The sequence below is a fragment of the Posidoniimonas polymericola genome (assembly GCF_007859935.1).
Classification (GTDB): Bacteria; Planctomycetota; Planctomycetia; order Pirellulales; family Lacipirellulaceae; genus Posidoniimonas; species Posidoniimonas polymericola.
In genome coordinates, this window is the sequence record NZ_SJPO01000002.1 from 201,166 (window position 1) to 224,361 (window position 23,196).

15 protein-coding genes are annotated in these 23,196 nt (G+C 66.7%); 10 read left to right on the top strand and 5 right to left on the bottom strand.

The window, feature by feature from the left end; translation table 11 throughout:
• The first annotated feature begins 110 nt into the window (after positions 1–110).
• From Pla123a_RS04875 to Pla123a_RS04910, 7 genes are all read left to right on the top strand, one after another.
• Positions 111–1,379 carry a hypothetical protein gene (locus Pla123a_RS04875; RefSeq protein WP_146584465.1) on the top strand — a complete coding sequence of 423 codons (1,269 nt, stop codon included), beginning with the start codon at positions 111–113 and terminating at the stop codon, positions 1,377–1,379.
• Positions 1,380–1,461: 82 nt separating this feature from the next.
• Positions 1,462–1,887, top strand: a complete 426-nt coding sequence (locus tag Pla123a_RS04880) for a hypothetical protein (RefSeq protein WP_146584467.1) — start codon at positions 1,462–1,464, stop codon at positions 1,885–1,887.
• 20 nt (positions 1,888–1,907) lie between these two features.
• On the top strand, positions 1,908–2,765 hold the full coding sequence (locus Pla123a_RS04885; protein ID WP_146584469.1) for an SCO family protein: 858 nt from the start codon (positions 1,908–1,910) through the stop codon (positions 2,763–2,765).
• Positions 2,762–4,033, top strand: coding sequence for a cytochrome c oxidase subunit II (locus Pla123a_RS04890; RefSeq protein ID WP_197527685.1), 1,272 nt, complete (start codon positions 2,762–2,764; stop codon positions 4,031–4,033). The genes Pla123a_RS04885 and Pla123a_RS04890 overlap by 4 nt, the downstream gene beginning before the upstream one ends.
• A gap of 105 nt (positions 4,034–4,138) precedes the next feature.
• Positions 4,139–5,911, top strand: coding sequence for a cytochrome c oxidase subunit I (locus Pla123a_RS04895; RefSeq protein ID WP_146584471.1), 1,773 nt, complete (start codon positions 4,139–4,141; stop codon positions 5,909–5,911).
• 81 nt (positions 5,912–5,992) lie between these two features.
• Entirely contained in the window at positions 5,993–7,213 is a 1,221-nt protein-coding gene (locus Pla123a_RS04905; protein WP_231956326.1) for a cytochrome c oxidase subunit 3, read from the top strand.
• Positions 7,214–7,289: 76 nt separating this feature from the next.
• Positions 7,290–7,733, top strand: coding sequence for a cytochrome C oxidase subunit IV family protein (locus Pla123a_RS04910; RefSeq protein ID WP_146584473.1), 444 nt, complete (start codon positions 7,290–7,292; stop codon positions 7,731–7,733).
• Positions 7,734–7,832: 99 nt separating this feature from the next.
• Here Pla123a_RS04910 and ppc read toward each other — a convergent pair whose 3' ends face one another.
• Positions 7,833–10,610 (bottom strand): phosphoenolpyruvate carboxylase, encoded by a 2,778-nt coding sequence (ppc, locus tag Pla123a_RS04915; protein WP_146584475.1) that lies wholly within the window; start codon positions 10,608–10,610, stop codon positions 7,833–7,835.
• A gap of 491 nt (positions 10,611–11,101) precedes the next feature.
• Here ppc and Pla123a_RS04920 point away from each other — a divergent pair, with 491 nt between their 5' ends.
• Both Pla123a_RS04920 and Pla123a_RS04925 read left to right on the top strand, forming a co-directional pair.
• The gene (locus Pla123a_RS04920) at positions 11,102–11,629 is read left to right on the top strand and encodes a GNAT family N-acetyltransferase (protein WP_197527686.1); all 528 of its coding nucleotides are present in this window, start codon (positions 11,102–11,104) and stop codon (positions 11,627–11,629) included.
• 73 nt (positions 11,630–11,702) lie between these two features.
• Positions 11,703–13,277: a family 43 glycosylhydrolase gene (locus tag Pla123a_RS04925; protein ID WP_231956327.1), complete on the top strand. Its 1,575-nt coding sequence runs from the start codon at positions 11,703–11,705 to the stop codon at positions 13,275–13,277.
• Between the two features lie 8 nt (positions 13,278–13,285).
• Here Pla123a_RS04925 and Pla123a_RS04930 read toward each other — a convergent pair whose 3' ends face one another.
• The 4 genes from Pla123a_RS04930 to Pla123a_RS04945 form a co-directional block, all read right to left on the bottom strand.
• Positions 13,286–14,590 (bottom strand): outer membrane protein assembly factor BamB family protein, encoded by a 1,305-nt coding sequence (locus tag Pla123a_RS04930; RefSeq protein WP_146584478.1) that lies wholly within the window; start codon positions 14,588–14,590, stop codon positions 13,286–13,288.
• A 496-nt stretch (positions 14,591–15,086) separates the two neighbouring features.
• A complete protein-coding gene (locus Pla123a_RS04935; RefSeq protein WP_146584480.1) occupies positions 15,087–18,998 on the bottom strand; it encodes a right-handed parallel beta-helix repeat-containing protein in 3,912 nt (1,303 codons plus the stop codon).
• A gap of 44 nt (positions 18,999–19,042) precedes the next feature.
• The gene (locus Pla123a_RS04940) at positions 19,043–20,602 is read right to left on the bottom strand and encodes a hypothetical protein (RefSeq protein ID WP_146584482.1); all 1,560 of its coding nucleotides are present in this window, start codon (positions 20,600–20,602) and stop codon (positions 19,043–19,045) included.
• A 93-nt stretch (positions 20,603–20,695) separates the two neighbouring features.
• A complete protein-coding gene (locus tag Pla123a_RS04945; RefSeq protein WP_146585193.1) occupies positions 20,696–21,463 on the bottom strand; it encodes a DNRLRE domain-containing protein in 768 nt (255 codons plus the stop codon).
• A gap of 612 nt (positions 21,464–22,075) precedes the next feature.
• On the opposite strand from Pla123a_RS04945, the gene Pla123a_RS04950 reads away from it, so the two are divergent.
• Positions 22,076–23,125 (top strand): DUF1559 domain-containing protein, encoded by a 1,050-nt coding sequence (locus Pla123a_RS04950; protein ID WP_146584484.1) that lies wholly within the window; start codon positions 22,076–22,078, stop codon positions 23,123–23,125.
• Positions 23,126–23,196: the final 71 nt, after the last annotated feature.

Below are 23,196 nucleotides of genomic sequence, written 5' to 3' on the forward strand. Positions count from 1 at the left end.
CGAGTTAAAGAGCCAGCGTTTGCGAGACAGCGACTACCGCCGGGCGGCAACTAGCGCCTGGCGAACACCACCAATTACTAACGCCCCGCGCCCCACGACGACCGCCTGATATGGCCACCGCCGCGACCACCCAAACCGACGCCGTGCCCGAGGAGCTCTCGGCCGGGACGACGTTCTCCCCGCTTGCCGGGCCGGCCCTGATCGCCGGTGCGGTGCTGCTGATCATCGCCGCCGCGATCGGCGTCTCGACCGGCAGCGCGGCGCACTTCTGGCACGCGTACCTGCTGAACTTCGTGTATGTCGCGAGCTTCGTGATCGGCGGGCTGTTCTTCACGCTGGCGTGCCACCTGTTCGGCGCTTACTGGGCGACCTCGATCCGCCGCCTGGCGGAAATCGTCGCCAGCGCGATGCCGGTGATCATCCTGCTGTTTGTGCCGATAGCCGTGTTCGTCATGAACGACGACACCGGCGCCCTCTACCCGTGGAGCGACCGCGCCGCGACCGCGGACGACCCGGTGCTCGCGGCGAAAATGGACTACCTGGCGCCGAACTGGTTTGTGATCCGGGCGGCGATCATCTTCTCGATCTGGTGGTTCGCCTCGCGGATCATGGTCAAGGGCTCGCTCAAGGTCGACAAGACCGGCAGCGTCGCGACGCTGCGTGGGCTCGCCCGCTGGAGCGGCCCGCTGATGGCGTTGTTCGCGCTGAGCCTCAACGTGGCCGCGTTCGATTGGATGATGTCGCTCGACCCGATCTGGTTCAGCACGATGTTTGGCGTCTACTACTGGGCGGGCAGCGTGATGGGCTTCCTCGCCCTGCTAACCCTGATGATCCACCTGCTGCAGAGCCGCGGCATGGTGACCCAGTCAGTCCGCATCGAGCAGCGGCACGATATCGCCAAGCTGATGTTCGCCATGGTGATCTTCTGGGGCTACGTGACCTTCAGCCAGTTCATGCTGATCTGGTACGCGAACGTCCCTGAGGAGACCAAGTGGTACGCCGACCGCGGCGCCAACTCGCCGTTTGGCATCTCTTCGATGACCGGTTGGTTGTTCATCACGCACCTGCTGATCCCGTTCCTCGGCTTCATGTCGAAGCGGATCCGCCGCACCCCGGGCCTGATGGCGGCCTGGGCCGCCTACCTGCTGGCTGTGCACTGGTACGACCACTACTACATCGTGATGCCGACGCTCAACGTGACCTACGACTTCACGGAGAACACGCCGGGCTCGGCCCCGCCGTTCGTGCTCGAGGCGTTGTGCCTGGGCGGCATGCTGCTGGTGCTGATTGGCGCGATTGCCCGTGGGACCTCCCGCAAGTGGCTGGTGCCGATCAAGGACCCGCGGATGCGCGAGGCCCTGACGTACGTCAACCATTAAGCGACCCAACCAATGACGAGTCGCGGTGGCGAGAGCCGAGCCGCGTCTCCCAATCCGACCGCTGTCAAACGCTAGCAGACCTATGAGCGACGATGCTCCCCAAGCCGCCCTGCCCCCTTCCGAGGGGGGGGTCGAAGGCGACGACCTGAACACCACCACCATTGTGATGGTGGGGCTGATCTCCACCGCCCTGGTGCTGGCGTCCGCGCTCGGCGTGCAGGCGCTCTACGAGGCCTACGTAAAAATCGACTCGGCCGCCAAGGCGAAAACGCATCAGCGCACCGAAGAGGACAGCACCATCATCGCCCAGGACTCGTCGCTGATGGGCCCGCCGCACGAGATCGCCGGCCAGCCGGGGGTCTACTCGTTGCCGATCGACCGCGCTATGAATCTAGTACTGGCGGAGCTCGCGTCGGACTCGCCGTCCAACGAACAGGGCGACGCCGCGGCCGAACAGCCGAACGACGAAGCGTCGCCCGAAGCGTCCGAAGAGAGTTCGTCCGAATAGCCCCTAGCCGCTAAATCCCCATGCGCCTGATCCTGCTCAGCCTGACCGCCCTGGCCCTGCTAGGCCCGGCGTGCGCGCAGGGGCAGCTGCTCGAGGACAAGCCGGACGAGCTGCAGGAAGTCGGCGTCGACGAGAAGCGGGGCGGACAGATACCGCTGAACCTCAAGTTCCGTGACGAGAACGGCCGCGCCATCAGCCTGGCCGACCTGTTCGACGGCGAACGCCCGGTGCTGCTGTCGCTCAACTACTCGGACTGCCCGATGCTGTGCCGCGTGCAGCTCAACGGGCTGACCGACGCGCTCAAGCAGATGGAGATGACGGTCGGCGAGGAGTTTGACGTGGTGAGCGTCAGCATCGACCCGCGTGAGAGCCCGCAGCGGGCCAAGGAGACCGAGAAGCTGTACGCCGGGAACTACGGCCGCGCTGGGTCAACCGGCGGCTGGCACTTCCTGACCAGCACGCAGGAGAACATCACGGCGCTCGCCGACGCGGTCGGCTTCCGCTACAAGTTCGTCCCCGACCGGGGCGAGTTCGCCCACACCGCGGCGGTGATGGTCTGCTCGCCCGAGGGGATGGTGTCGCGGTACCTGTACGGGGTGATGTTCGAACCGAAGACGGTGCGTCTTTCCCTGGTCGAGGCGGCCGACGGCAAGGTCGGCACGGCGATGGACCAGATCATCTTGTTTTGCTTCCACTACGACGAGACCAAGGGCCGGTACGGGCCTGTGGCTCGCAACATTATGAGTGCTGGCGCCGCGGTGACGGTGATGGCCCTGGCCGCTGGCCTGCTGCCCTTCTGGGTGCGGCGGGGTTCGTCGGCCTCTGCCGCCACCGAAGACGCCGCGCCCGTCGATACCCCGGACCCCCAAGCGACATGACGCTCCCTGTGCTGTCCAACCTGACGAGCCCCGCCCAGATGGCCCCGGCGCTGCTGGCCGAGTGGTTCCGCCCTGGCGCTTCGACCACCGCGCACCACGTGGACAACTTGTTCATGGTGATCTCGGTGATCTGCACGTTCTTCTTCGTGCTGATCATCGCGCTGATGCTGTTGTTCATGTGGAAGTACCGCGCCCGCCCGGGCCACCGTGAAGAGCACACCTCGCACCACAACAACGCGCTGGAGATCACGTGGAGCGTGATCCCCCTGATCCTGGCGATCTGGATCTTCTTCCAGGGGTTCGTCGGGTACATCGCGATGCGTAACGCGCCGGCCAACGCGTACGAGATCGAGGTGATCGCGCAGAAGTGGAGCTGGTCGTTCTACTACCCGAAGGAGGGCATCACCTCCGCCGAGCTGCACGTCCCCAAGGACACGCCGATCAAGCTGATCTTGTCGTCGACCGACGTGATCCACAGCCTCTACATCCCGGCGTTCCGGGTGAAGATGGACTGCGTGCCGGGCCGCTACAACGAACTGTGGTTCGAGGCGACTGTTGCGTCCGACAAGGTAGAAGACGGCAAGTGGGACAACGACGACCAAACCGAGAACGTCTACTCGGACGGCAGCGCCACCTACAAGGACGCCGCCGGCGTTGACGGCTACGACCTGTTCTGCACGGAGTACTGCGGCACGGGCCACTCGTCGATGATCACCAAGTGCGTCGTCTACGACGCGGCGGGCTTCGAGCAGTGGAAGAAGACCGCCAGCGACCCGCGGGCCCAGGGCACGCCCCTGGAAGTCGGCGAGAAGCTGTACAAGCGTCGCGGCTGCGCGCAGTGCCACTCGATCGACGGCACCGACAATCCCGGCGCCGGCGGCCCGAGCTTCAAGGGGCACTACGGCGAGATGGTCGAGTTCACCAACGCCGAGCCCCACAAGATGGACGCGGAGTACATCCGCGAGTCGATCCTCAACCCGCAGGCGAAGATCCGCAAGGGCTACAAGCCAATCATGCCGACCTTCCAAGGTCAGCTGAACGAGGACGAGATCTTTGCCCTCCGCCAGTACATCCGCAGCCTGAACGAAGAGCAGCCCGAGGACTGGGCACCGAAAGAAGGTGAGGAGGAGGGCGACACGGCCGAGTCGTCGGAGCCAGCAGAGACATCCGGAGCAGCCGACGCCGAAGAAGCGTCCGACGCCGAGGGGGCCGCCGACGCTCCCGAGGAGCCCGCGTCCGACGAAGAGTCGACCCAGAGCGAAACCTAGTATTAGCCTCACCAGGGGCGTGGCCGACCGGGGATGCCCGGCACACACGGCCGCGGCCAGCGTCACGCTTGGTGAACCGTAAGCAAAAGATAAGCAGTAGTTGCCATGATCGCCCAAACCGACGGCGCCAACTTTAGTACCCCCTCCGGCACTCGGATCGTTAACCCGCAGGGCCCCAGCTACCTGACCGGTGGCGGGATCATGTCGTGGATCTTCACGCTCGACCACAAGCGGATCGGCGTGATGTACCTGGTGGGCGTGCTCACCGCGTTCCTGCTCGGCGGCGTGCTTGCGCTGCTGGTCCGCACCGAGCTGCTGACGCCGGAGGTGGACTTCTTCACCAACTTCGTGCAGCAGACCGGCGAGGAACCCAACATCGCCGCCGCGAAGGACGCCTACAACGTGGCGTTCACGCTGCACGGCGCCGTGATGGTGTTCCTGTTCATCATCCCGAGCATCCCGGCGGCGCTGGGCAACTTTGTGCTGCCGATGATGCTGGGCGCCAAGGACGTGGCGTTCCCGCGTCTCAACCTGGCGAGCTTCCACCTGTGGGTGGTGGGCGCGTTGTTCTTTATGACCGCCCTGCTGACCACCGGGCTCGACACCGGGTGGACGTTCTACACTCCGTACAGCACAACGACCAACGGGCCGGTGATCGCGGCCACGCTCGGCGTGTTTATCCTCGGCTTCAGCTCGATCTTCACCGGCATCAACTTCGTGGTGACCGTCAACACGATGCGTCCCAAGGGGATGACCTGGTTCCGCATGCCACTGATGCTGTGGGCCCTGTACGCGACCGCCATCATCCAGGTGCTGGCGACCCCCGTGCTGGCGATCACCGTGCTGCTGCTGACGGTCGAGAAGGCTCTGGGGGTCGGCATCTTCGACCCGGCCCTGGGCGGCGACCCGGTCCTGTACCAGCACTTCTTCTGGTTCTACTCGCACCCGGCCGTGTACATCATGATCCTGCCCGCGATGGGCGTGATCAGCGAGGTCATCCCGGTGTACGCCCGCAAGCACATCTTCGGCTACACGTTCATCGCTTACAGCTCGATCGCGATCGCTCTGCTGGGCTTCCTGGTGTGGGGCCACCACATGTTCACCTCTGGCCAGAGCAACCTGGCGACCGTGATCTTCAGCTTCTTGACGTTCAGCGTGAGCATCCCGTCGGCAATCAAGGTCTTCAACTGGCTGGCGACCCTGTACAAGGGCAACATCCACTACAACGCCTCGATGACGTACGCCCTGGCGTTCATGTTCCTGTTCACCATCGGCGGCCTGACGGGCCTGTACCTCGGCTCGCTGGCGACTGTCGTGCACCTGCACGACACGTACTTCGTGGTGTCGCACTTCCACTACGTGATGATGGGCGGAACGCTGGTGGCGTTCCTGTCGGCCCTGCACCACTGGTGGCCAAAGATGTTCGGCAAGATGTACAACGAGCTGTGGGCCAACATCGCGGCCCTGCTGGTGTTCGTTGGGTTCAATGTGACCTTCTTCCCGCAGTTTATCCTTGGCACGCAGGGCATGCCGCGTCGGTACGCCAGCTACAAGCCGGAGTTCGAAGGCCTGCACGCCCTGTCGACGTTCGGCTCGTACCTGCTGGGCGCCGGCCTGACGCTGGCGGCGTTGGTGCTGGTGCACTCGTTGTTCCGCGGCCGCAAGGCGCCGGACAACCCGTGGGGCGCCGCGACGCTGGAGTGGAAGTGCTGCTCTCCCCCTACGCACCACAACTTCGAGGTCGACCCGCTGATGGGTTCGCCCTACGTCTACGACAACTTTGTCGAGGACCCGAACGGCGACGGCTACTACGAGGTCTTGCCGGACTACAAGCGGAGCGGCGTCGGGGCGCCCGACGAGCAGCCCGCCCAGACCTAGCCCGACGTTGATGATCGGGCGGCTGACACGCCGCCCCGCGCGATTCAAACTTTCCCAACGCCCTACGACCAACGCCCCTCCATGGCCACCGCCGAAGCTCCTACGCACGACGCCCACGGGCACGACCACGACCACCCCGAGTGGCTGGCGCACCACTTCGAGTCGCCCGAGCAGCAGTTCGAGGCCGGCAAGCTCGGGATGTGGTTGTTCCTGGCCCAGGAGGTCCTGTTCTTCTCGGGGCTGTTTGTCGCGTACACCGTGTACCGCGCGAACCACCCCGAGGTGTTCATCCAGGCGCACCACTTCCTGAACCCTTGGCTCGGGATGCTCAACACGATCGTGCTGCTGGCGAGCAGCCTGGCGATCGCCTGGGGCGTGCGGGCGGCGCAGAAGAACCAGCAGCAGACGCTGCTGTGGATGCACATCTTTACGCTCGCGTGCGCAGGATTCTTCATGGGCGTGAAGGTGGTCGAGTACAGCTACAAGTTTGACGAGGGCCTGTTCTGGGCCGGCCACGACCGTGAGTACGGCCTGTGGAACGAGGGCCTGGAGCTCGACGCCAACGGCGAGGCGATCCCCAAGTTCCACCTAACCGACGAGGGCCTGCACACCGGACTGCAGGGCGTGATGGTGGGCAGCTTCATCATCGGCGGCCTTATGTACGCCTACGGCTGGCTGCGGCGTTACGCGTCGCCGGTGAGGGCATGGATCTTCGTCGGCCTGGGTCTGACGATCATCGGCATGGGCGGGGGTGTGGTCGTCGCCAACGGCGTACAGCAGATCGAAGTCGACAAGCACGCGGCGGCCGGTCACGGTGAGCACGCGGAGGGAGGCCATTCTGAGGCAGGGCATTCTGAGGCAGGGCATTCTGAGGCAGGGCACTCCGACATCCCGACCTTCGCCGACGACGTCGAGCAGGGCGGCGCCCACGCCGACCACGCGGTAGCGGGCGCGGTGGCCGAAGGCGATCAGATGCAGTCGGTCGACCGTGAGGCCGCGCTGACGCCACCCGCTCAGATGGGCGGAGTCGGCATCGAGGAGACCCGCGAGCTGGTTCCCATCAGCACCGCCGGCCGACCTGCCAACGCTGGCAACTTCTTCAGCATTTACTTCGCCATGACCGGCGTGCACGCCCTGCATATTCTGGCCGGCGTAGCGGCGATCAGCTGGATTATCGGCCGCATCGCCCGCGGCGACTTCGGCCCCGAACGCTACGGCCCGGTCGAGTACGTCGGCCTCTACTGGCACTTGGTCGACCTGGTGTGGATCTACCTGTTCCCGCTGCTGTACCTGATTCACTAGGCGCTTGATTGATTGACGAAGGCTGTTGGCTCTTCGCTGTTCGTTCCTACTGGCTGCCGTTCAACAAAGACCTTTCATGTCCGACCACACGCACGACGCCCACGAGCACCACGTCACCAGCATCGCTACCCTGATGGCGACGTTCGTCGCGTTGGTCGCGTTGACAATCGCCACCTCCGCGCTCTCGTTTGTCGACCTGGGCCGGGCCGACATCTGGGTCACCCTCGGCATCGCCACCGTGAAGGCCGCCCTCGTGGCGACGATCTTCATGCACCTGATCCACGACAAGGCCTTCAATGGCATTATCCTGCTGAGCACGATCCTGTTTGGCAGCCTGTTTGTTGGCTTCACGCTTATGGACAGCCGCCAGTACTCGCCCGGCGTCGAGGCCTACTCGGCCACGGTCGAGCAGAAGGCGTACGCCGACAAGCTGCTCAACGAGCCCGCCGCCGAGCCTGCAGCAGAAGCGGCCCCTGCAGAAGAAGCAGCGCCGGCCGAAGAAGCGGCGTCGGCCGAGTAGGCGTTTGTCGTAGCACGGCCGCCTCGGCCGTGCATGCCTGCTCCCTCGGCCGAGGCGGCCGTACTACTTTCTGCCCATCGTCTCTCAGCCCGCTGTCAGTCAGCCTGTGGTCCGCATGCCGGCGGCCACGCCCTTGATGACCAGCTGGGTGAGCCGCTCGAGCTCCTCGGCCTGCGGGCTCCCCTCTTCGGTCTGCTTGGCCCGACGCATGACGTCGACCTGGACGAAGTTCAGCGGGTCGACGTAGCGGTTGCGGAGGCGGATCGACTCCTGCAGCCACGGCACGTCGTCCAGCAACGCTTCGCAACCGGTCACCGCCAGCACCGCGTCGCGGGTGCGGTCGTACTCCTGCTCGATCAGCGCACAGATCGTCTTGGCGTTGGGGTCGTCGGCCAGTTTGGCGTAGCGTTTGAACACCGGCGCGTTGGCCTTGGAGAGGGCCAGCACCGAGTTGTCGATCGTGGCGCGGAAGAACCGCCAGTCCTCGTACATGGTGCGGAGCAGCTCGAGACTCTCCGGCTCGGCGGCCAGCAGCTCGGCAAACGCGGTCCCCAGCCCGTACCAGGCCGGCAGCAGGCAGCGGCACTGGGTCCAGCTGAACACCCACGGGATCGCCCGCAGGTCTTCGATCTTGTCGCCCCCTTTGCGTCGTGACGGGCGGGAGCCGATGGGCAGCCGCTCGATGCCGGCGATCGGCGTGGCGGAGCGGAAGAACGCGACGAAGCCGTCGTGGTCGACCAGCTGGCGGTAGGCCGTGAGCGACGCCGCGGACAGCTTGTCCATGGCGCCGCGCCACTCGCCCGCCTCGGAGCTGGAGTTGAGCGAGGCGGCCGTCAGCACGCTCCACAGCATCTGCTCCAGGTGGCGGTGGGCGATGTTGGGGTCGTCGTACCGTTCGGCCAGGACCTCGCCCTGCTCGGTCAGCCGGACCGAGCCGTCGAAGGTCTCGCTGGGGAGGGAGAGGATCGCCCGGGCGGCTGGACCGCCGCCGCGGCCTAGCGAGCCGCCGCGGCCGTGGAAGAACGTGACGTGGACGCCCTCCTGCTTGGCGGCCTCGAAGATGCTGAGCTGCCCACGGTGCAGGGCCCACTGGGCGGCCAGGTAGCCGCCGTCCTTGGTGCTGTCGGAGTAGCCGACCATCACCATCTGCTCCTCGCCCAGGCCGCGGACGTGCTCGCGGTACTCGGGGATGGCGAGGGCGTCGGTCAGGATTTGGGCGCCGTTGTGCAGGTCGTCGATGGTCTCGAACAGCGGCACGATCGGCAGCCTCAGGTCGGCGTCGGCCTCGACGTTGTACTCGCGGTTGCGGGCGTCGGCCCGCTCGGACCACCGCCACAGCCACAGCACGGTTAGCAGGTCGCTCGGGCTGGTGGTCATGCTGATCACGTGCCCGCCGAGGCTCTCCATGCCAAACCGGCGTGCGATCCGCCGCAGCAGCCGGAACAGGTCCAGCGTCTCGCGGGTGGTCTCGCTGCGGTTGACCGGGGATAGGTTGGGAGCGACCGGCAGCGTGCGGAGCAGCAGCTCAACCCGACGCTCCTCGCTGAGCGGCAGGTCGGAGTCGGAAATCAGCCGGGCCGACTTCCAGATCTCTTCCATCACCTTGGCGTACACGCCGGAGTGCTGGCGGATGTCGAGCCGCGCGGTCTGGAACCCGAAGGCCATGATCTGGTCGAGCCAGGGCCGCAGGTCGGAGTCGAGGATCTCCTTGTTGTTGGTCGCCAGCAGCGATCGCTCCGCCAGCCGCACGTCTTCGCAGAGCTCCTCGACCGACGAGTAAATCCCCTCGGGAACGGGGCCGCTGAGGCCCATTGCGGCGGTCTGTTTAAGCCGCCAGGAGATCACCTTGAACTGGCGGCGGTACAGCTCGTCATCGGCGATGCGGTCCACCTCTTCGCACAGCACCGGCCACTGCTCGCACGCGGCCGCTACCGACTTGGCAAGGTCCTCGCAGGCCGGAGTGTCGCCGCAAGAGATGCTGATCGAGTCGGCCAGGGCCTCGCAAGCCCTGGTGTGGTCCTCGAGCGCCGCCTGACGGAGCCACATGCAGGTCTGCTCAGTGAACTCGGGGGTGACAAACGGGTTGCCGTCGCGGTCGCCCCCCATCCAGGAGCCGAAGCGGATCATCCGCGGCGTGGGGATGTCCGTGTCGGGGTAGCACTGGTTGAGCGCCCGCCGCACCTGGTCCATGACCCGCGGCACGGTGTCCCACAGCACCTCCTGGAACGACAGGCCGCGCTGCACCTCCTCCATGACGGTCGGCTTTGACGCCCGCACCAGATTGGTCTGCCAGAGCTTGGAGATCTCGCTCCGCAGCTCGTGCATGATTTCATCCTGCTCGACCGGCAGCAGGTCGCCGCGGTCGAGCTCGGCGAGCATCCCCCGCATCTTGCGCAGCTTGCTGCGGAGGCTCTTCCGCTTGGCCTCGGTGGGGTGCGCCGTAAAGACCAGCTCGATGTCGATCTTGCCGAGCGCCTGGCCCATCTGCTCGGCGGTCAGGCCGCTGGCGGCCAGCTCCTGGACCGCGGCGAAGGCAGACTCGCGGCGGGGCTCCGGGTGGCGGCGGAGCTCCCGCTCGCGGAGGGCCCGGACCCGCTGACGGTCCTCGGCCAGGTTGGCCAGTTCCAGGAAGCCGCTGAAGGACTGGATGACAATCCGCAGCTGGTCCGCGTCGAGGCCCGCCAGCAGGCTCGCCAGGGCGTCGCCCATGCTGGCGTCGCCACCGCGGAAGTCGCGGGCCTCGGCACGCACCTTCTCGACCAGCTCGAAGGCCTCCTGGCCGGCGTGCCGCAGGATGACCTCGCCGAACACCTGGCCCAGCATCGTGATTTCTTTACGCAGCTTCTCTTCGACAGCCATGCGGGTAGTGGGAGCCATGCGGGTGGTGGGGTGGGTGAGGGGAGCGGGCGCCTTGCCAACTCAGCATGGTCGATTGGGCGCTAACGTCAAGCCGGTTAGGCTCGGTGGCGTCGGTCTCGTTCGTCGGTATTCTAGCACTGGGCAGAGCCCGTGACGCCTCAGGCTCCGTACTACGCCGCCATCTTCACCTCGGCCCGCTCCGAGCACGACGCCGCCGGCCACCGGGCCGCGGCGTGACGATCTGCTACCCGCAGCCACGCGAAGCGATCGCGGCCTGGCGGAAGCAGGTCGAGCACGCCGAGGCCCAACACACAAGCCGCGAGCTGTAGTACGTCCGATACCGAGTCGACGACTGCCGCCTCGAACGCTGCTGGACCTCCACGCCGGACGCCCCGTAAGCCTGTCGGCGTAGCTTCACCGCAATTTTCCCCGCCGGGGCTGCCTGAACTGGGGCCTCGCAAGCTAAAATGGCGGTTCCCTTCGACCTCCCACCGACTCGCACTGCCCCTATGGAAGCCGCCGACTTCCCGCCCGACCCTTCGATCTCGCTGCGTGAAGCGGCCGAGTCGGACCTGCCCGCGATTGTTGAGATCTACAACGCCGCGATCCCGTCGCGGACCTCCAACGCCGACCTGCGGCTGGTCACGGTCGAGAGCCGGCGGGACTGGTACCACGCGCACTCGGCCGAACGCCGCCCGCTGTGGGTTGCCGAGCGGGACGGCAAGGTGGTCGCCTGGGTGGGGCTGTCGGACTTCCTCCCCCGCTACGCCTACCACATCACCGCCGAGGCCAGCGTCTACGTCGACCCATCGCTGCAGGGCCAGGGCGTCGGCCCCTGGATGATGCAGCGGCTGATCGACGAGTGCCCGTCGCTCGGAGTCGAGAACATCATCTCGCTCGTGTTCGCCCACAACAAGCCGAGCCTCAAGGTCCACGAGCGGCTTGGCTTCCAACGCTGGGGCCTGCTGCCCGGCGTCACCAAGCTCGACGACGCGCGCGGTGATGTCGTGGTGCTCGGCCGGAAGATCGGCGCGTAGAGCCATCGTCCTGCCCCAGCTCCCTTGCCGGAGCCTCGCTGCGTGTTGTCTGCAACCCATGGAGTCTGCCACCGTGACCCGCGTCCTCTCCCCTGCCCTGCTCGCTCTGGCCCTCCTATTGGGCGCCGCGGCCGCTCCGGCTGCTGACGGGCCGACCTACGCCAACCCGATCTACGGCGGGCAGGACCCCTACGTGCTGCTGCACGACGGTGTCTACTACATCGCGGCCAGCGCGCCCGGCGACAGCGCGATTGTCGTCTTCAAGTCCGATAAACTCACCGACCCGGGCGTCAGCCGCACGGTGTACGTGCCGCCGGCGACCGGCCCCTACAGCAAACAGCTCTGGGCGCCCGAGATCCACCGGATCGACGGCCAGTGGTACATCTACACCTGCGCCGACGACGGCGATAACGCCAACCACCGGCTGATAGTCCTTAAGGCCGACACCGACGACCCGCTCGGCTCGTACAGCATGGCCGCCGAACTCCAGACCCCCGGCTGGGCGATCGACGAGAGCGTGTTCCGCGCCGCCGACGGCAAGCTCTACTGCGTCTGGTCGGGCTGGCCGGTCGACACCGTGCCCGACTCGACGCAGCACCTGTTCATCTCGCGGATGGCGAGCCCGACCGAGCTCGCCGGCCCGGCGGTCGACATCTCGGGCAAGATGCACGAGTGGGAAACCCGCGGCCGGCCCGACGGGCTGAACGAGGGACCGCAGCCGCTGCTCCGCGACGGCCGCGTGTTCATTGTGTACGCCTGCAGCGGCAGCTGGACAGCCGACTACGCGCTCGGCGTGATGGAGTGCACCGACGGCGACCTGCTCAACCCCGACTCGTGGGTCAAGCAGCCCAAGCCCGCCTTCAGCCGCACCGACCACGTGTACGGCCCCGGCCACGGCTGCCTGACCAAGAGCCCCGACGGCGCCGAGGACTGGCTGGTCTACCACAGCTCGATCGACCCCGAGGGCTCGTGGAACCGCTCGGTCAGCATCCAACGCTTCACCTGGACCGCCGACGGCGCGCCCAACTTCGGCCGCCCAGCGCCGTGGGGCACGGTCCTGCCCGCCCCCTCGGGCGAACCCGCCAACAAGCTCATTAGCGAGCCCGGCGGAGAGCTGGCCGAAACCTTCGATAACCTCGACCGCTGGGAGCCGATCTGCTTCTTCCGCCGCACCTCGGTCCGCGTCCGCGACGGCGCGCTTCAGGTCCGCGGGACGCTCGACCCGCGGTACGGGGACAAGCTTGTGCTGCGTGATCGTGACTACGCCGACTTCGAGGCCGAGGTGGAAGTGAACCGCCGCCGCGGCGACGGCGCCGCCGGCCTCCTCTTCCGCATCAGCAACGCCGCGGTCGGCGTCAACCGCTACCACGGCTACACCGCCCAGTGGACCGCCGACAACCGCGTGCAGCTCGTGCGTTCCAATGGGGATGAGCTGACCGTGCTCGCCGAGGCCGACCTGCCCGGGCGGCCGAACCGCCCCCTCCACTTAAGGGTAGTGGCCCAAGGCGACCGCCTTTCGGTCTACTTGGACGGCGCCCGCAAGCCGCTTATCGAGGCTCAAGACGAAACGTATTTTACGGGAGCGGTTGGTCTGCTGTCGGGCGGCGTGAACAGCACGTTCGACAACTTCCAGGTCCGCCCTCTGTAGCCATCCTGCTAGTTGCGGACGCAGACCACGCGGTCTTCGTAGCGCAGGATGAGCGACCCGTCGCCCACGGCGGTGCTGGCCCACAGCCGGCCGGGGATCTCGTTGGTGCGGACCAGCTCGTACTCGCTGCCGGGCTCGAGCACGTGCACGCCGCCGCGGTCGTTAGGCAGGAAGATCTTGCCGCCCGCCGCCCACGGCGAGGCCCAGAACGCCGACGCACCCCGGGCGCGTTCGCGGTACAGCAGCTCGCCGCTGCTGGCGTCGAACGCGTTCACGATGCCGCCCCGCCGGGCGAGGATGTACACCACGCCGTCGTAGATCAGCGGCGACGACATCCCCAGGGCGGTTTCGTCGGTGCCCCACAGCAGGAAGTCGCTCTTGCCGTCGGCGTCGGGGGAGATGTCGCCCTGCCCGCCCGGCTTGACGGCGAACACCCCGCCGCGTCCGCCGCCGCGGCTCGAGCGGTCCTCGGCGCCGACAATCAGCAGGTCCTCGGTCGCCGACGGCGAGGCCGAGCTGCGGCTGCCGCTGACGTCGAGCGTCCAGAGCAGCTCGCCCGACGCGGGGTCGTAGGAGCGGAACTTGCCGCCGCCGGTCACCAGCTCGGTGCGTTGCTTGTTCTTCCAGATGATCGGCGTGCTCCAGTTGGAGCCCTCGTCCCGGTCTTTGCGCCACAGCTCTTCGCCGGTTTTGGCGTCGAGCGCGACGAGGAACGACTGGTCCTCGCTGTCGACCTGGACGAACAGCCGCCCTTCGTGCAGCGCCGGCGAGCTCGAGGTGCCCCAGTCGGCCTGCATCTTGTAGGAGCCGAGGTCCTTCTGCCAGACGAGGTTCCCGTCGAGGTCGTAGCAGTACAGGCCGGTCATGCCGAAGTAGACGTACACGTGCTCGCCGTCGGTGACCGGGGTTTCCGAGGCGTAGGTGTTGTCGCGGTGGGTGCCGACGCTTGGCACACCCTCCTTAGCGACCTTGCTCCACAGCTTCTCGCCGGAGGCCAGGTCCAGGCAGACCAGCTCCCACTTGTGCGGCGCCCGCTCGCCACGGCGGCCGCTGCTCTCGCCCTCGGCAACCGCGTTGGCCAGCAGCACCTTGCCGCCGGTGATGAGGGGCGTCGCCCAGGCGCGCCCCTCGAGCGGGACCTCCCAGGCGATGTTCTGCGACTCGCTCCACTCGGCGGGGTGGCTGTCGCCCTCGACGACGTTGTTCGCGTTGGGCCCGCGGAACTGAGGCCAGTCACTGCCGTCTTCGGCCGCCGTCAGCAGCGCGGGGGCAAGCAGCAGGGCAAGGCAGGCAGCGGGTAGGGACAGCTTCATAACGCGTGCTCCGAGCGTGGTGAGGAGGGAACGCCGAGTTGGTGAGGTAAGCGCAGACCGCGGACGCATGATAGCGCGGCGGCCCCGTGATGAAACCCTCCGAAAACGCTCAGGCGCCCCCCGGACCCCGACTTTTGTCCCTTATTTCGCCATGCAATCTTAGGGACAAAAGTCGGCCCCTGCGGGACCGGCTCGAAGTCGCAACTCTTGTTATCGGAACGGTTTGCACAGCGTCACGCACCGCAGCCCGCCCGACTTTTGTCCCCTTGTGCACGCAACAACGGACAAAAGTCGCAAGCGATAGCACGCGCGGTTCAGAAGCTCGTCCCCTGCCACTCGGCCCCCGCGGTACTTTCTTGGAGGAAACCAGCAACCAACTCCAACCCACCATTTGAACGCGCCGGGCGGCTCTTTTCGATAAGAATCGTGGAAGAATGCCGCAGGCAATCAATCCCGTAACGCGGAGATCAAGTTACCGCCTCGGGGGAGAGTCGTGCTACTTCGGGCGCTCGCTTCGTCGGGGTGATGCTCCGCAGGTCGCGACGAGCAGCAGCAGGCCGACGGGTTCGGGGACGGGCGTTTCACCGCCGGTCGCTGCCGCGGATCCGTAGTTGGACCGCCAGGTTTGGTAGTCCCCGGGCGTGTAGGCGCCGGACGTGTTGTCCCGCCAGACGGTGTAGTCGGCGGCGTCGACCACGCCGTCGTCGTTGAAGTCGCCGGGGAGCAGAGCGGCCTGGACGACCGACAGCAGGCCCTGGCTCTCGAGCAGCGTGACGTCCCACGCGAGCGGCGCCGACAACGCCGGTAGCAGCAGCGAGTCGAACGCCCCGCCCTTCTGACCGCCCCAGGCGAGCAGCGGGAAGGAGTCGCCGGCGGATGGCTGGAAGCCATCGATTAGCGTGACCTCCAGCGCGCCGCCGGCAGTTAGGTCGCCCGACGCGGCCAGGGCGTCGTGGTTGTCGGCGGCGGCGAGCTCCATCATCAGGATGCCGCTGGCGGCCTGGGTGTAGTTGCCGACGATCATGATGACGCCGGCCGATTCGCCCGGCGCTACGGCGCCGCTGCTGGTGACGTCGCCGACGATCTCTCCGGCGCCGACTAGGCTGCCGCTGTCGTTGACGACGATCGTGGGCGAGTAGAGCGTCGCGCCCGGCGCAAGGCGCAGCTCGCCCTGTCCGGCGGCGCCGCCGACGCGGGTCTCGTGCTCGACCATCAGCCAGCCGGCGGCGATGGTCAGCGCGGCGTTGTCGCCGGCGTCCGGCGCGATCTCGAGCAGTCCGGCGTGCTGGCCGACCGCGTCGACCACGATGGCGCCCGACTTGATGACGGCGTTGTCGAACCGCGACGGCTGCCAGGGCGTGCCCGCGGTGACGCCCTGGTCGTCGGTCCGCCAGTTCATGATGTTGGCGTAGCGGCTGTCGGCGCCGCCGGTGAAGACCAGCGGGGTCGGTGCGGGGAACTCGCCCTTCTCGTTGATGAACTCGATCAGGTTGATGTAGCCGTCGGCGTCGAAGTCGAGGTTCCAGTCGCTGGCCAGGTTGGGGTTGAGCCCGTGGGCCAACTCCCAGACGTCGGGCATGGCGTCGCCGTCGGTGTCGTAGTTAGCGGGGTGGCTGGTGGCGGGCGCGGCGAGCAGGGCGTTGAGTTCGCCCGAGTCGGGCGACGACAGGCCAATCGTGGGGCTGGTGAAGTTGGTGAGGTTGCCGAGGACGCGGGAGTCGATGGCGTCGCGGTCCCACCACCAGTTGCCGACGTAGTCGCGGACCTGGTTGTAGGCGTCCGGCGCGGTTTGTGTGGCGACCGCCGGCGTGGCGAACGGGCTGGCCATCTGCGTGAGCGACTGGTCGGTCACCGGCGTCGAGACCCGGAACATGGCCCAGCCGGTGTCGGCGCCGTCGACCACACCGTCGGCCGGGGTCCCGCCGGGCGCGTCGTCGGGGTCGATGTAGTTGCCCGACTGGTAGACCCGCGAGGTGACGTTCTTGTCGACGCTGAACGCGTAGTTGGGCGAGCCCTGCGTGCCCGGCCCGGCGATGATGTAGTTGCCGACGTAGTTGACGTCGGAGTACTCCTGCTCGGCGTCGCTGCTGCCGCCGGTGTAGCTGGCTCGGTCGCGGAAGTTGTACACCACGTTGTTGCGGAAGTCGGCGGTGAGGGTCTCGCCGTTGTAGGTGCCGAACCGGGCCTGGCGGCTCGCGTTGTTGGCGTACAGGTTGTGGTGGAACGTCACCTCCGAGCTGATCTTTGGCCGGATCAGCGAACCGTACGCGTGGTTGCTGACCAGCGCGTCGTGGATCATGGTGTACTGGACGCTGATGTTTGTGTTGTTGTTGGTGACCGAGAGGATCTCGTCCTCCGACCACGAGGCCGACAGGTGGTCGAGGATCAGATTCGTCCCCAGGCCGCTGCCCGCAAAGGTGATCGAGTCCTGCCCGTTGCCGTCCCCCTTGCGGAACGAGAGGTACCGCAGCACGACGTTGCGGTTCTCCTTGCCGCTGCTGTGGGTCAGCTGCACGGTGTCGCCGTACACAGTGACTGGGCTGGGGGCGGTCTGGCCGGCGATGTAGTAATTGGCCAGGTTCTTGATGTCGACGTTGTCCGCGATGTTGATCGTTCCGCCGACGTCGAACACGACGATCTTGTTCGCGCTGTTCTGCTGGAAGGCGTCGCGGAACGAGCCGGGGCCGCTGTCGTTGAGGTTCGTGACGTGGTAGACCGTGGCGTTGGAGAACCAGCCGGCCGCCGGCGCCGCGCCGGAGAACGTGCCGCCGTACCCCTCGGCGCCGGGGAACGCGGGGAGCTGGGCCGTGACCGCTTGAGGCGCCGCCAACGCCACGCAGGCGGCGGTGGCCAACGCATAGCGCCGCCGCTTGCCGGCGGCCAGCAGCAGCCCAACCGCGCCGATCAGCGGTAGCGCGGCCGGCTCGGGCGCCGTTGTTGGGGCGCCGGACGAGACTTCGGTCGCTCCAAAGTTCGCCCGCCAGACGTCGTAGTCGAGGCCGGTGACCAGGTTGTCGCCGTTGCCCGCGAAGTTGATCTGCGACTCGTCGGTCCCCTGGGCGTCCCGCCAGACGGTGTAGTCGGCGGCGTCGACCAGGCTGTCGGCGTTGAAGTCGCCGGGCAGGGCCGACTCGAACGCGCCGAGGTCGGGCGCCGAGCCGTTGTACGGCAGGTCGACGTCCGTGCCGGCGTCGATCAGGTTGCTGCCGGGCGCCAGCCGCAGGAAGCCGCTGACCGGCAGGCTGCCGTCGGCCTGACGCGGGCCGCGGGCGATGGTGTCGTCGAGCGACAGGAAGTCGGCCGAGTTGACCGGGATGCCGTTCCAGGTGTTGAACGAGTCGGTCACGCCGGACTGGAAGATGTCCGACTGCGATCCCGCCACGGAGATGTTGTTGCGGAGCAGGTGCTGGTTGACGGTCTCGAACGACTCCTCGTCGAACTGCCAATTGCGGTTCGAGTCGAACACCGTGGCGTTGTTCACCTGCACGCCGAAGCCGTTGCCGTTGACATCGATGCCGCGGACCTGGTTGTCCCACGCCAGCACGCGGTTGAGCACGTGCGGACCGGCGTCCTGGCCGAGCTTGAAGCCGTTGCCGTCGCCGTTGAAGTTGCCGTTGGTGAGGTTGTTCTGCTCGAGGGCGTCGACCTCGAAGAACCGCGGAAGGATCTTGCCGTTGTCGAACGACCACGAGTCCTCGACCAGCACGCCGCCGGCGATGCTCTGCCACATGTCCCAGCCGTCGTCGGCGTTGCCCCAGGCGCGGGCGCCGCGGACCACGTTGCCGGGGCCGAGGTCGGAGAACTTGAGGGCGAAGCCGTCGGCGTTCTCGCCGTTGCTGCTCGGGTCGTAGTTCTCGTACGAGTCGGCGTTGAGGATCAGGTTGTGCGCGGCGGCCCCGCTGAGCTGCAGGCCGGAGTCGCCGTTCCAGCGGGTGACCATCTGTTCGTAGACGCCGTGGTTCGCGCCGCTCCAGATGCCGTTGTCGCGGGCGTTCTGGATGGTCAGCCCCTTGAGGTGCAGCCAGTCGGCACCGCCGTCGACCTGGATGCCCCGGCCGCTGGAGCCGCCCCACAGCGAGTTCGACATGCCGGAGAAGTCGAGGACGGGGGTCTCGTCGGCGTAGGACCAGACGCGCACCGGCGCGGCCTCGGTCCCGGCGCTGGAGCTCTGGAAGCGGACCCGGTTGTCGAGGTCGTACTGCCCGCCGCGGACATACAGGGTGTCGCCCGGCGAGAGCTGGCCGATAGCGTAGTCGAAGCCGCCCCACGGCGAGGCGATCGACCCGCTGCCCGCGTTGCTGCCGCCGGGGGCGATGAAGTACTCGGCGGCGTGCGCCGGGGGGATGGTCAGTGCAGCGAGTATCAGCAACGCCGCCGCGCGGCGGCAGGTCTTCACGGGGTTCGTCATCGGGGCCTTCTCGGTTCCGTACTTTCTGCCGCGGGGGCGGCGGTTCATTCGCCGCGGGTGAGGTCGTGCAGGTAGACCTCGAGGTTCGTTAGACCCGGCCAGCCACGTGCGACCGCCAGCGAGTCGCCGCCCGCGTCGGCGGGATTGGCAGGGTCGAGCTGGTGGGCGCGCTCGTAGTCGTCGGCGATGCCGTCCTGGTCGGCGTCGAAGCCGCCGGGGCGGCGCTGCTCGGCGAGGTCGTCGACGCCGGGCAGCACACCGTCGGCGCCGCGGAATTCTTCCTGGGAGTCGATCACGCGTCCGTCGTGGTGGATCAGCGAGTCGATGATCCGCGTGTCGATCGCGTCCCGCCACAGGCTGGCGCCGGCGCCGCGGACGACCTGCTGGTAGGCGTCCTCGGCGGGTTGGATGGCGTCGGCGGTCGCCGGGTCGAGGAACGCGAACGGATCGCCGGTCGTGCGGAGCGTGTCGTCGTGATCGAGCTGCGTGATGGCGGTGTCGACCAGGTCGGTCGACTCGACCGGCAGGCCGTTGTACTGATCGTCCTCGTCGCGGTCAAACAGGTTGCCGCGGGCGTACAGCAGCGTGGGCGAGTAGGCGATTCCCCTGGCCGCGCCGCCGCCGCGGAAGAAGTACTTTGCGTGCTTGGCGGGACCGGTGATGTAGCTGTTGGCGATCAGGTTAATCCGCACCATGCCGAGCTCGCTGCGGTAGGTCGCCTGGTCGCTCCAGTTGTAGACGACGTTGTTCAGCAGGTTGACGTCGGCGCTGCCGCGGGCCGACTCGGCCAGGCCGTTCCGGATCCGCTGCTCGCCGCCCAGCGACGGGTTCCGCGAGCGGTTGTGCGCCCACAGGTTGCCGAGGAAAGTGTAGCCGCCGCGGCACGCGTCGCGGTCGTCGGCCGACAGGCCGCCGCGGACCAGCGTGCCGTAGCCGTGCGCGCCCTTGCTGTGCAGCGAGTGGTCGAGCGCCTCGGCGATCAGGCAGTGCTGCACCGTGACGTCGCGGGCCTCGGTGACGGAGAGGGTCTCATCGATGGCCCAGGTGGCCGACACGTGGTCGAAGATGACCCGCTCGGCCCCATTGCCGATGTGCACGGAGTTGGCCTTCGACCCGACCAGGTCGCCGCGGCTGACGCCGGTTTGGCCGACCACCTCGCCGGCGGGCCGGCCGTGGAGGTCGCTGCAGCGGACCCGCAGGTGCCGCACGACGATGTCCTTGGCGCCGGAGACTTCCAGCGGGTAGCCAAACAGCGTTACGCCGCCGGGCGAGGTCTGGCCGGCGACGGTGATGCGGTCCTTCTGGATCTCGAGCGGCTCTTTTAGGTGGATCACGCCGGCGACATCAAACACCACCGTGCGCGGCCCGATGTCGGCGCGGAAGGCGTGGCGGAGGCTCCCCTTGATCTTCTCTTCGCCCCGGTGCGGCGCGTAGTCTTCGAGCGTCGTGACGTGGTAGACTGCGCCGCCGCGGCCGCCGGCGGAGGCGGCGCCCTGCCCCAGTGCCCCAGGGAAGGCAGGGGCCGCGGGCGGGCCCGCCGCCGCATGGGCGGCAGAAGCGAGCACGAACTCAACGGCCAACGCGATAACAACGATAAAACGCATAGGGATCCGCGGGCTGTTCTGATGCGCAGAACGGCCGCGACCCAGTTCGGGCCGCGGCCGCACATGCAGATTCAAAAGACTACTCTTGAGCCGCTAGGCAGAGCGGCGACGGCCCGCCAGGGCGGCCGCGGCCAGGGCCAGCAGGCCGAGCGAAGCGGGCTCGGGGACGTAGCTGAGTACCGCGCCCGGGCCCGATTCCTTGGGCCAGAACCGCGCCTGGTTGCCACTCGTACTTTCATTGCCGCGGAGGATCAGGAAGGTGACCTCGCCGTTGGTGTCGGCGTTGAGGAAGGCGTCAAGTGCGGCGCTCGAGAAAGAGTATTTCTCGTTGGTCACCTGCGGGCCGTACAGTTGGTCTGCTACCAGGAGCGTCAGATTAGCCGTGTCGAGATCCTGGACCTCATCGTAGGAGGCCATGGCGGCCGTCTCGGCGGTAGGGTCCATGCCGTCCGGGATAAGGCCCGGAGCGTTGTTGTAGGTGACGGTGGTCTCGTCCCAACTGGTTTCGTCGGGGTCGGTCTCGTTCAGCCCGTACAGCTTGAGGGTGTTTGAGGCGCCGCTGTCCGAGCGCTGCCAGAACAGGTCGAGCGAAACTCCGGAAATGCCGCTCGGCAGGCCGGCCGTGGGGAACCGCAGCAGGATGACATCGTTATCGTCGGCGTCGATGTCGGTCCTGGCGTTCATCTGGTCGTTGCCGTTGCGGTTGCTGTCGGCGTCGTCTTCGCGGACCCAGGTGTCGTCGGCCACGTTGATCACCGCGGCCAGCGTCGGGCCACCCTGAATGGCGAGGATCGCTAGGCAGCTCACCGAGAAAAGAGCGGCGCCGCGGAGGGAGAGAGGTCGTCGGGGTCGCGAGATCATTAGATGCACTCCTGCCGCTGATGCGGAAACACTGAGAAGAAAAAGCGAGAAACGTTGCTACTGAAAAGCGCGGTTCAAGGGACTCCGAAGCCGCGTCGGGACGCAACGCCGCAAGTCTTGGCAAGGGCGTCGCTACAACCACGTTAGATTTGCGCGAATTGGGAATCAACGCCCTTCATTGCAACTAGGGTCGACCTGCTTGTAACGCGCAATGTGCATGTGGAGTATGGGTGTTTGACTGCGTTCTACACGCGCTAGATGCAACTTGTGGCAGTTAGGTGCCAGTTGTTGCAGTTGGCTCTGCTGGAGGGTGGTTGCCTGCCGAGTACTGCGCAGAGATTGCAGCGACCGTGCGACGACGGTCCCTTCGATTGCAGGAACGAGAGTTGGTCCGCCGGTCGTTGCGGCTAAGATGAAATCAGCTGAGCCGACTGCTCAGACACTATTCTTTCGTCCCTATTCTATTCCGCCGGCGTGGGCGGGCTTGTAACCCTTCGTGGCTTGGGCGTGTTCCCGCCCTTAGTAGGCTGCGTTGTTCGTGCTGTTGATACGTTGCAAGTAAATCATTCGCGTCGCCGCGTTCGCGGGGCGCCCACGGGAGGTTGTGCTCAGATGGTAGCATCGTTTGTCAATGGCAGCAGGAGCCGCCGACCGGCGTTCACGCTGGTTGAACTGCTGGTTGTAATCGCGATCATCGGCGTGCTGATCGCGCTCTTGCTGCCGGCGGTGCAGTCGGCGCGCGAAGCGGCGCGGCGGATGCAGTGCGTGAACAACCTGAAACAGGTTGGCTTGGCGGTGCACGGCTACCACGACGTCACCAAGCACCTGCCGCCGATGCGGATCTATGACCATCAGCAGACCTGGTCATCGCTAATCCTTCCTTTCATGGAAGAGGCCGCCGCTGCTGACCTCTGGGACAACGAGCGAGGTTGCTTCTACGATCAAACCTACGAGGCGCGAACGGCGACCATCCCAAGCTTCTACTGTCCCAGCGTCGGGCACGAATCCACGATCGTGGAGCACATTCCTCACGACACGGGGCACGGCCATAGCCGCGGAGGCGATAACGGTCGCGGCTACGCAGGCTCAATCAGCGACTATCGCAATGTGTCGGGGTCAAGCTGTCCGGTTACGTTTCGGCGACCTGGCCAAACTCAGGACGAGGGATTCACCGACGGAAACTATGCGGGATGGTCGGGGTCGTATGTAGATGGCGCCATGCCGCAGGCTAGGAATATTCGGTACCGCGGGGGATCCGCCATTGGTAACCGCAGTGTGGTGTCCTTCAAGGCGCTCACGAGTTTTTCCAAGATCATTGATGGCACGAGCAAGACCTTGCTCGCCGGGGAGGTGAGCAAGCGACTGGCGGAAGGCGTGCAGGTATTCAACGGCGACTCGCTGCCCGGCATCGCTATCGGCGAGACGAGAGACTTCTGCCAACAACTCTGCCTCGAGGCCAATGACGATCCAAAGAATGGTCCGTTGGGCGGTCTCGGGTTTGGCGCCGGACACCCAGGCGTCGCGGTGTTTGCGATGTGCGATGGTAGCGTGCATGTCCTTAGCCGCTCGACCGACCTCAAGGTAATGGACCGGGCGGCTACCCGTGCCGGCGAAGACATCTACGACTTCGACGGCACTGCGCCGTCCTGCCATACGCCCTAGGCGAATGCGATGCGCACAGTCCGCGTGAGAGCACGCGAATCGATCACCTGGATCTTCTCTTCTACTTGAAT

Bases quoted from the DNA above. Each gene is read 5' to 3' on its own strand.
- Pla123a_RS04875 (WP_146584465.1), top strand. From the start codon at position 111: ATGGCCACCGCCGCGACCACCCAAACCGACGCCGTGCCCGAGGAGCTC.
- Pla123a_RS04880 (WP_146584467.1), top strand. From the start codon at position 1,462: ATGAGCGACGATGCTCCCCAAGCCGCCCTGCCCCCTTCCGAGGGGGGG.
- Pla123a_RS04885 (WP_146584469.1), top strand. From the start codon at position 1,908: ATGCGCCTGATCCTGCTCAGCCTGACCGCCCTGGCCCTGCTAGGCCCG.
- Pla123a_RS04890 (WP_197527685.1), top strand. From the start codon at position 2,762: ATGACGCTCCCTGTGCTGTCCAACCTGACGAGCCCCGCCCAGATGGCC.
- Pla123a_RS04895 (WP_146584471.1), top strand. From the start codon at position 4,139: ATGATCGCCCAAACCGACGGCGCCAACTTTAGTACCCCCTCCGGCACT.
- Pla123a_RS04905 (WP_231956326.1), top strand. From the start codon at position 5,993: ATGGCCACCGCCGAAGCTCCTACGCACGACGCCCACGGGCACGACCAC.
- Pla123a_RS04910 (WP_146584473.1), top strand. From the start codon at position 7,290: ATGTCCGACCACACGCACGACGCCCACGAGCACCACGTCACCAGCATC.
- ppc (WP_146584475.1), bottom strand. From the start codon at position 10,610: ATGGCTCCCACTACCCGCATGGCTGTCGAAGAGAAGCTGCGTAAAGAA.
- Pla123a_RS04920 (WP_197527686.1), top strand. From the start codon at position 11,102: ATGGAAGCCGCCGACTTCCCGCCCGACCCTTCGATCTCGCTGCGTGAA.
- Pla123a_RS04930 (WP_146584478.1), bottom strand. From the start codon at position 14,590: ATGAAGCTGTCCCTACCCGCTGCCTGCCTTGCCCTGCTGCTTGCCCCC.
- Pla123a_RS04935 (WP_146584480.1), bottom strand. From the start codon at position 18,998: ATGACGAACCCCGTGAAGACCTGCCGCCGCGCGGCGGCGTTGCTGATA.
- Pla123a_RS04940 (WP_146584482.1), bottom strand. From the start codon at position 20,602: ATGCGTTTTATCGTTGTTATCGCGTTGGCCGTTGAGTTCGTGCTCGCT.
- Pla123a_RS04945 (WP_146585193.1), bottom strand. From the start codon at position 21,463: ATGATCTCGCGACCCCGACGACCTCTCTCCCTCCGCGGCGCCGCTCTT.
- Pla123a_RS04950 (WP_146584484.1), top strand. From the start codon at position 22,076: ATGGTAGCATCGTTTGTCAATGGCAGCAGGAGCCGCCGACCGGCGTTC.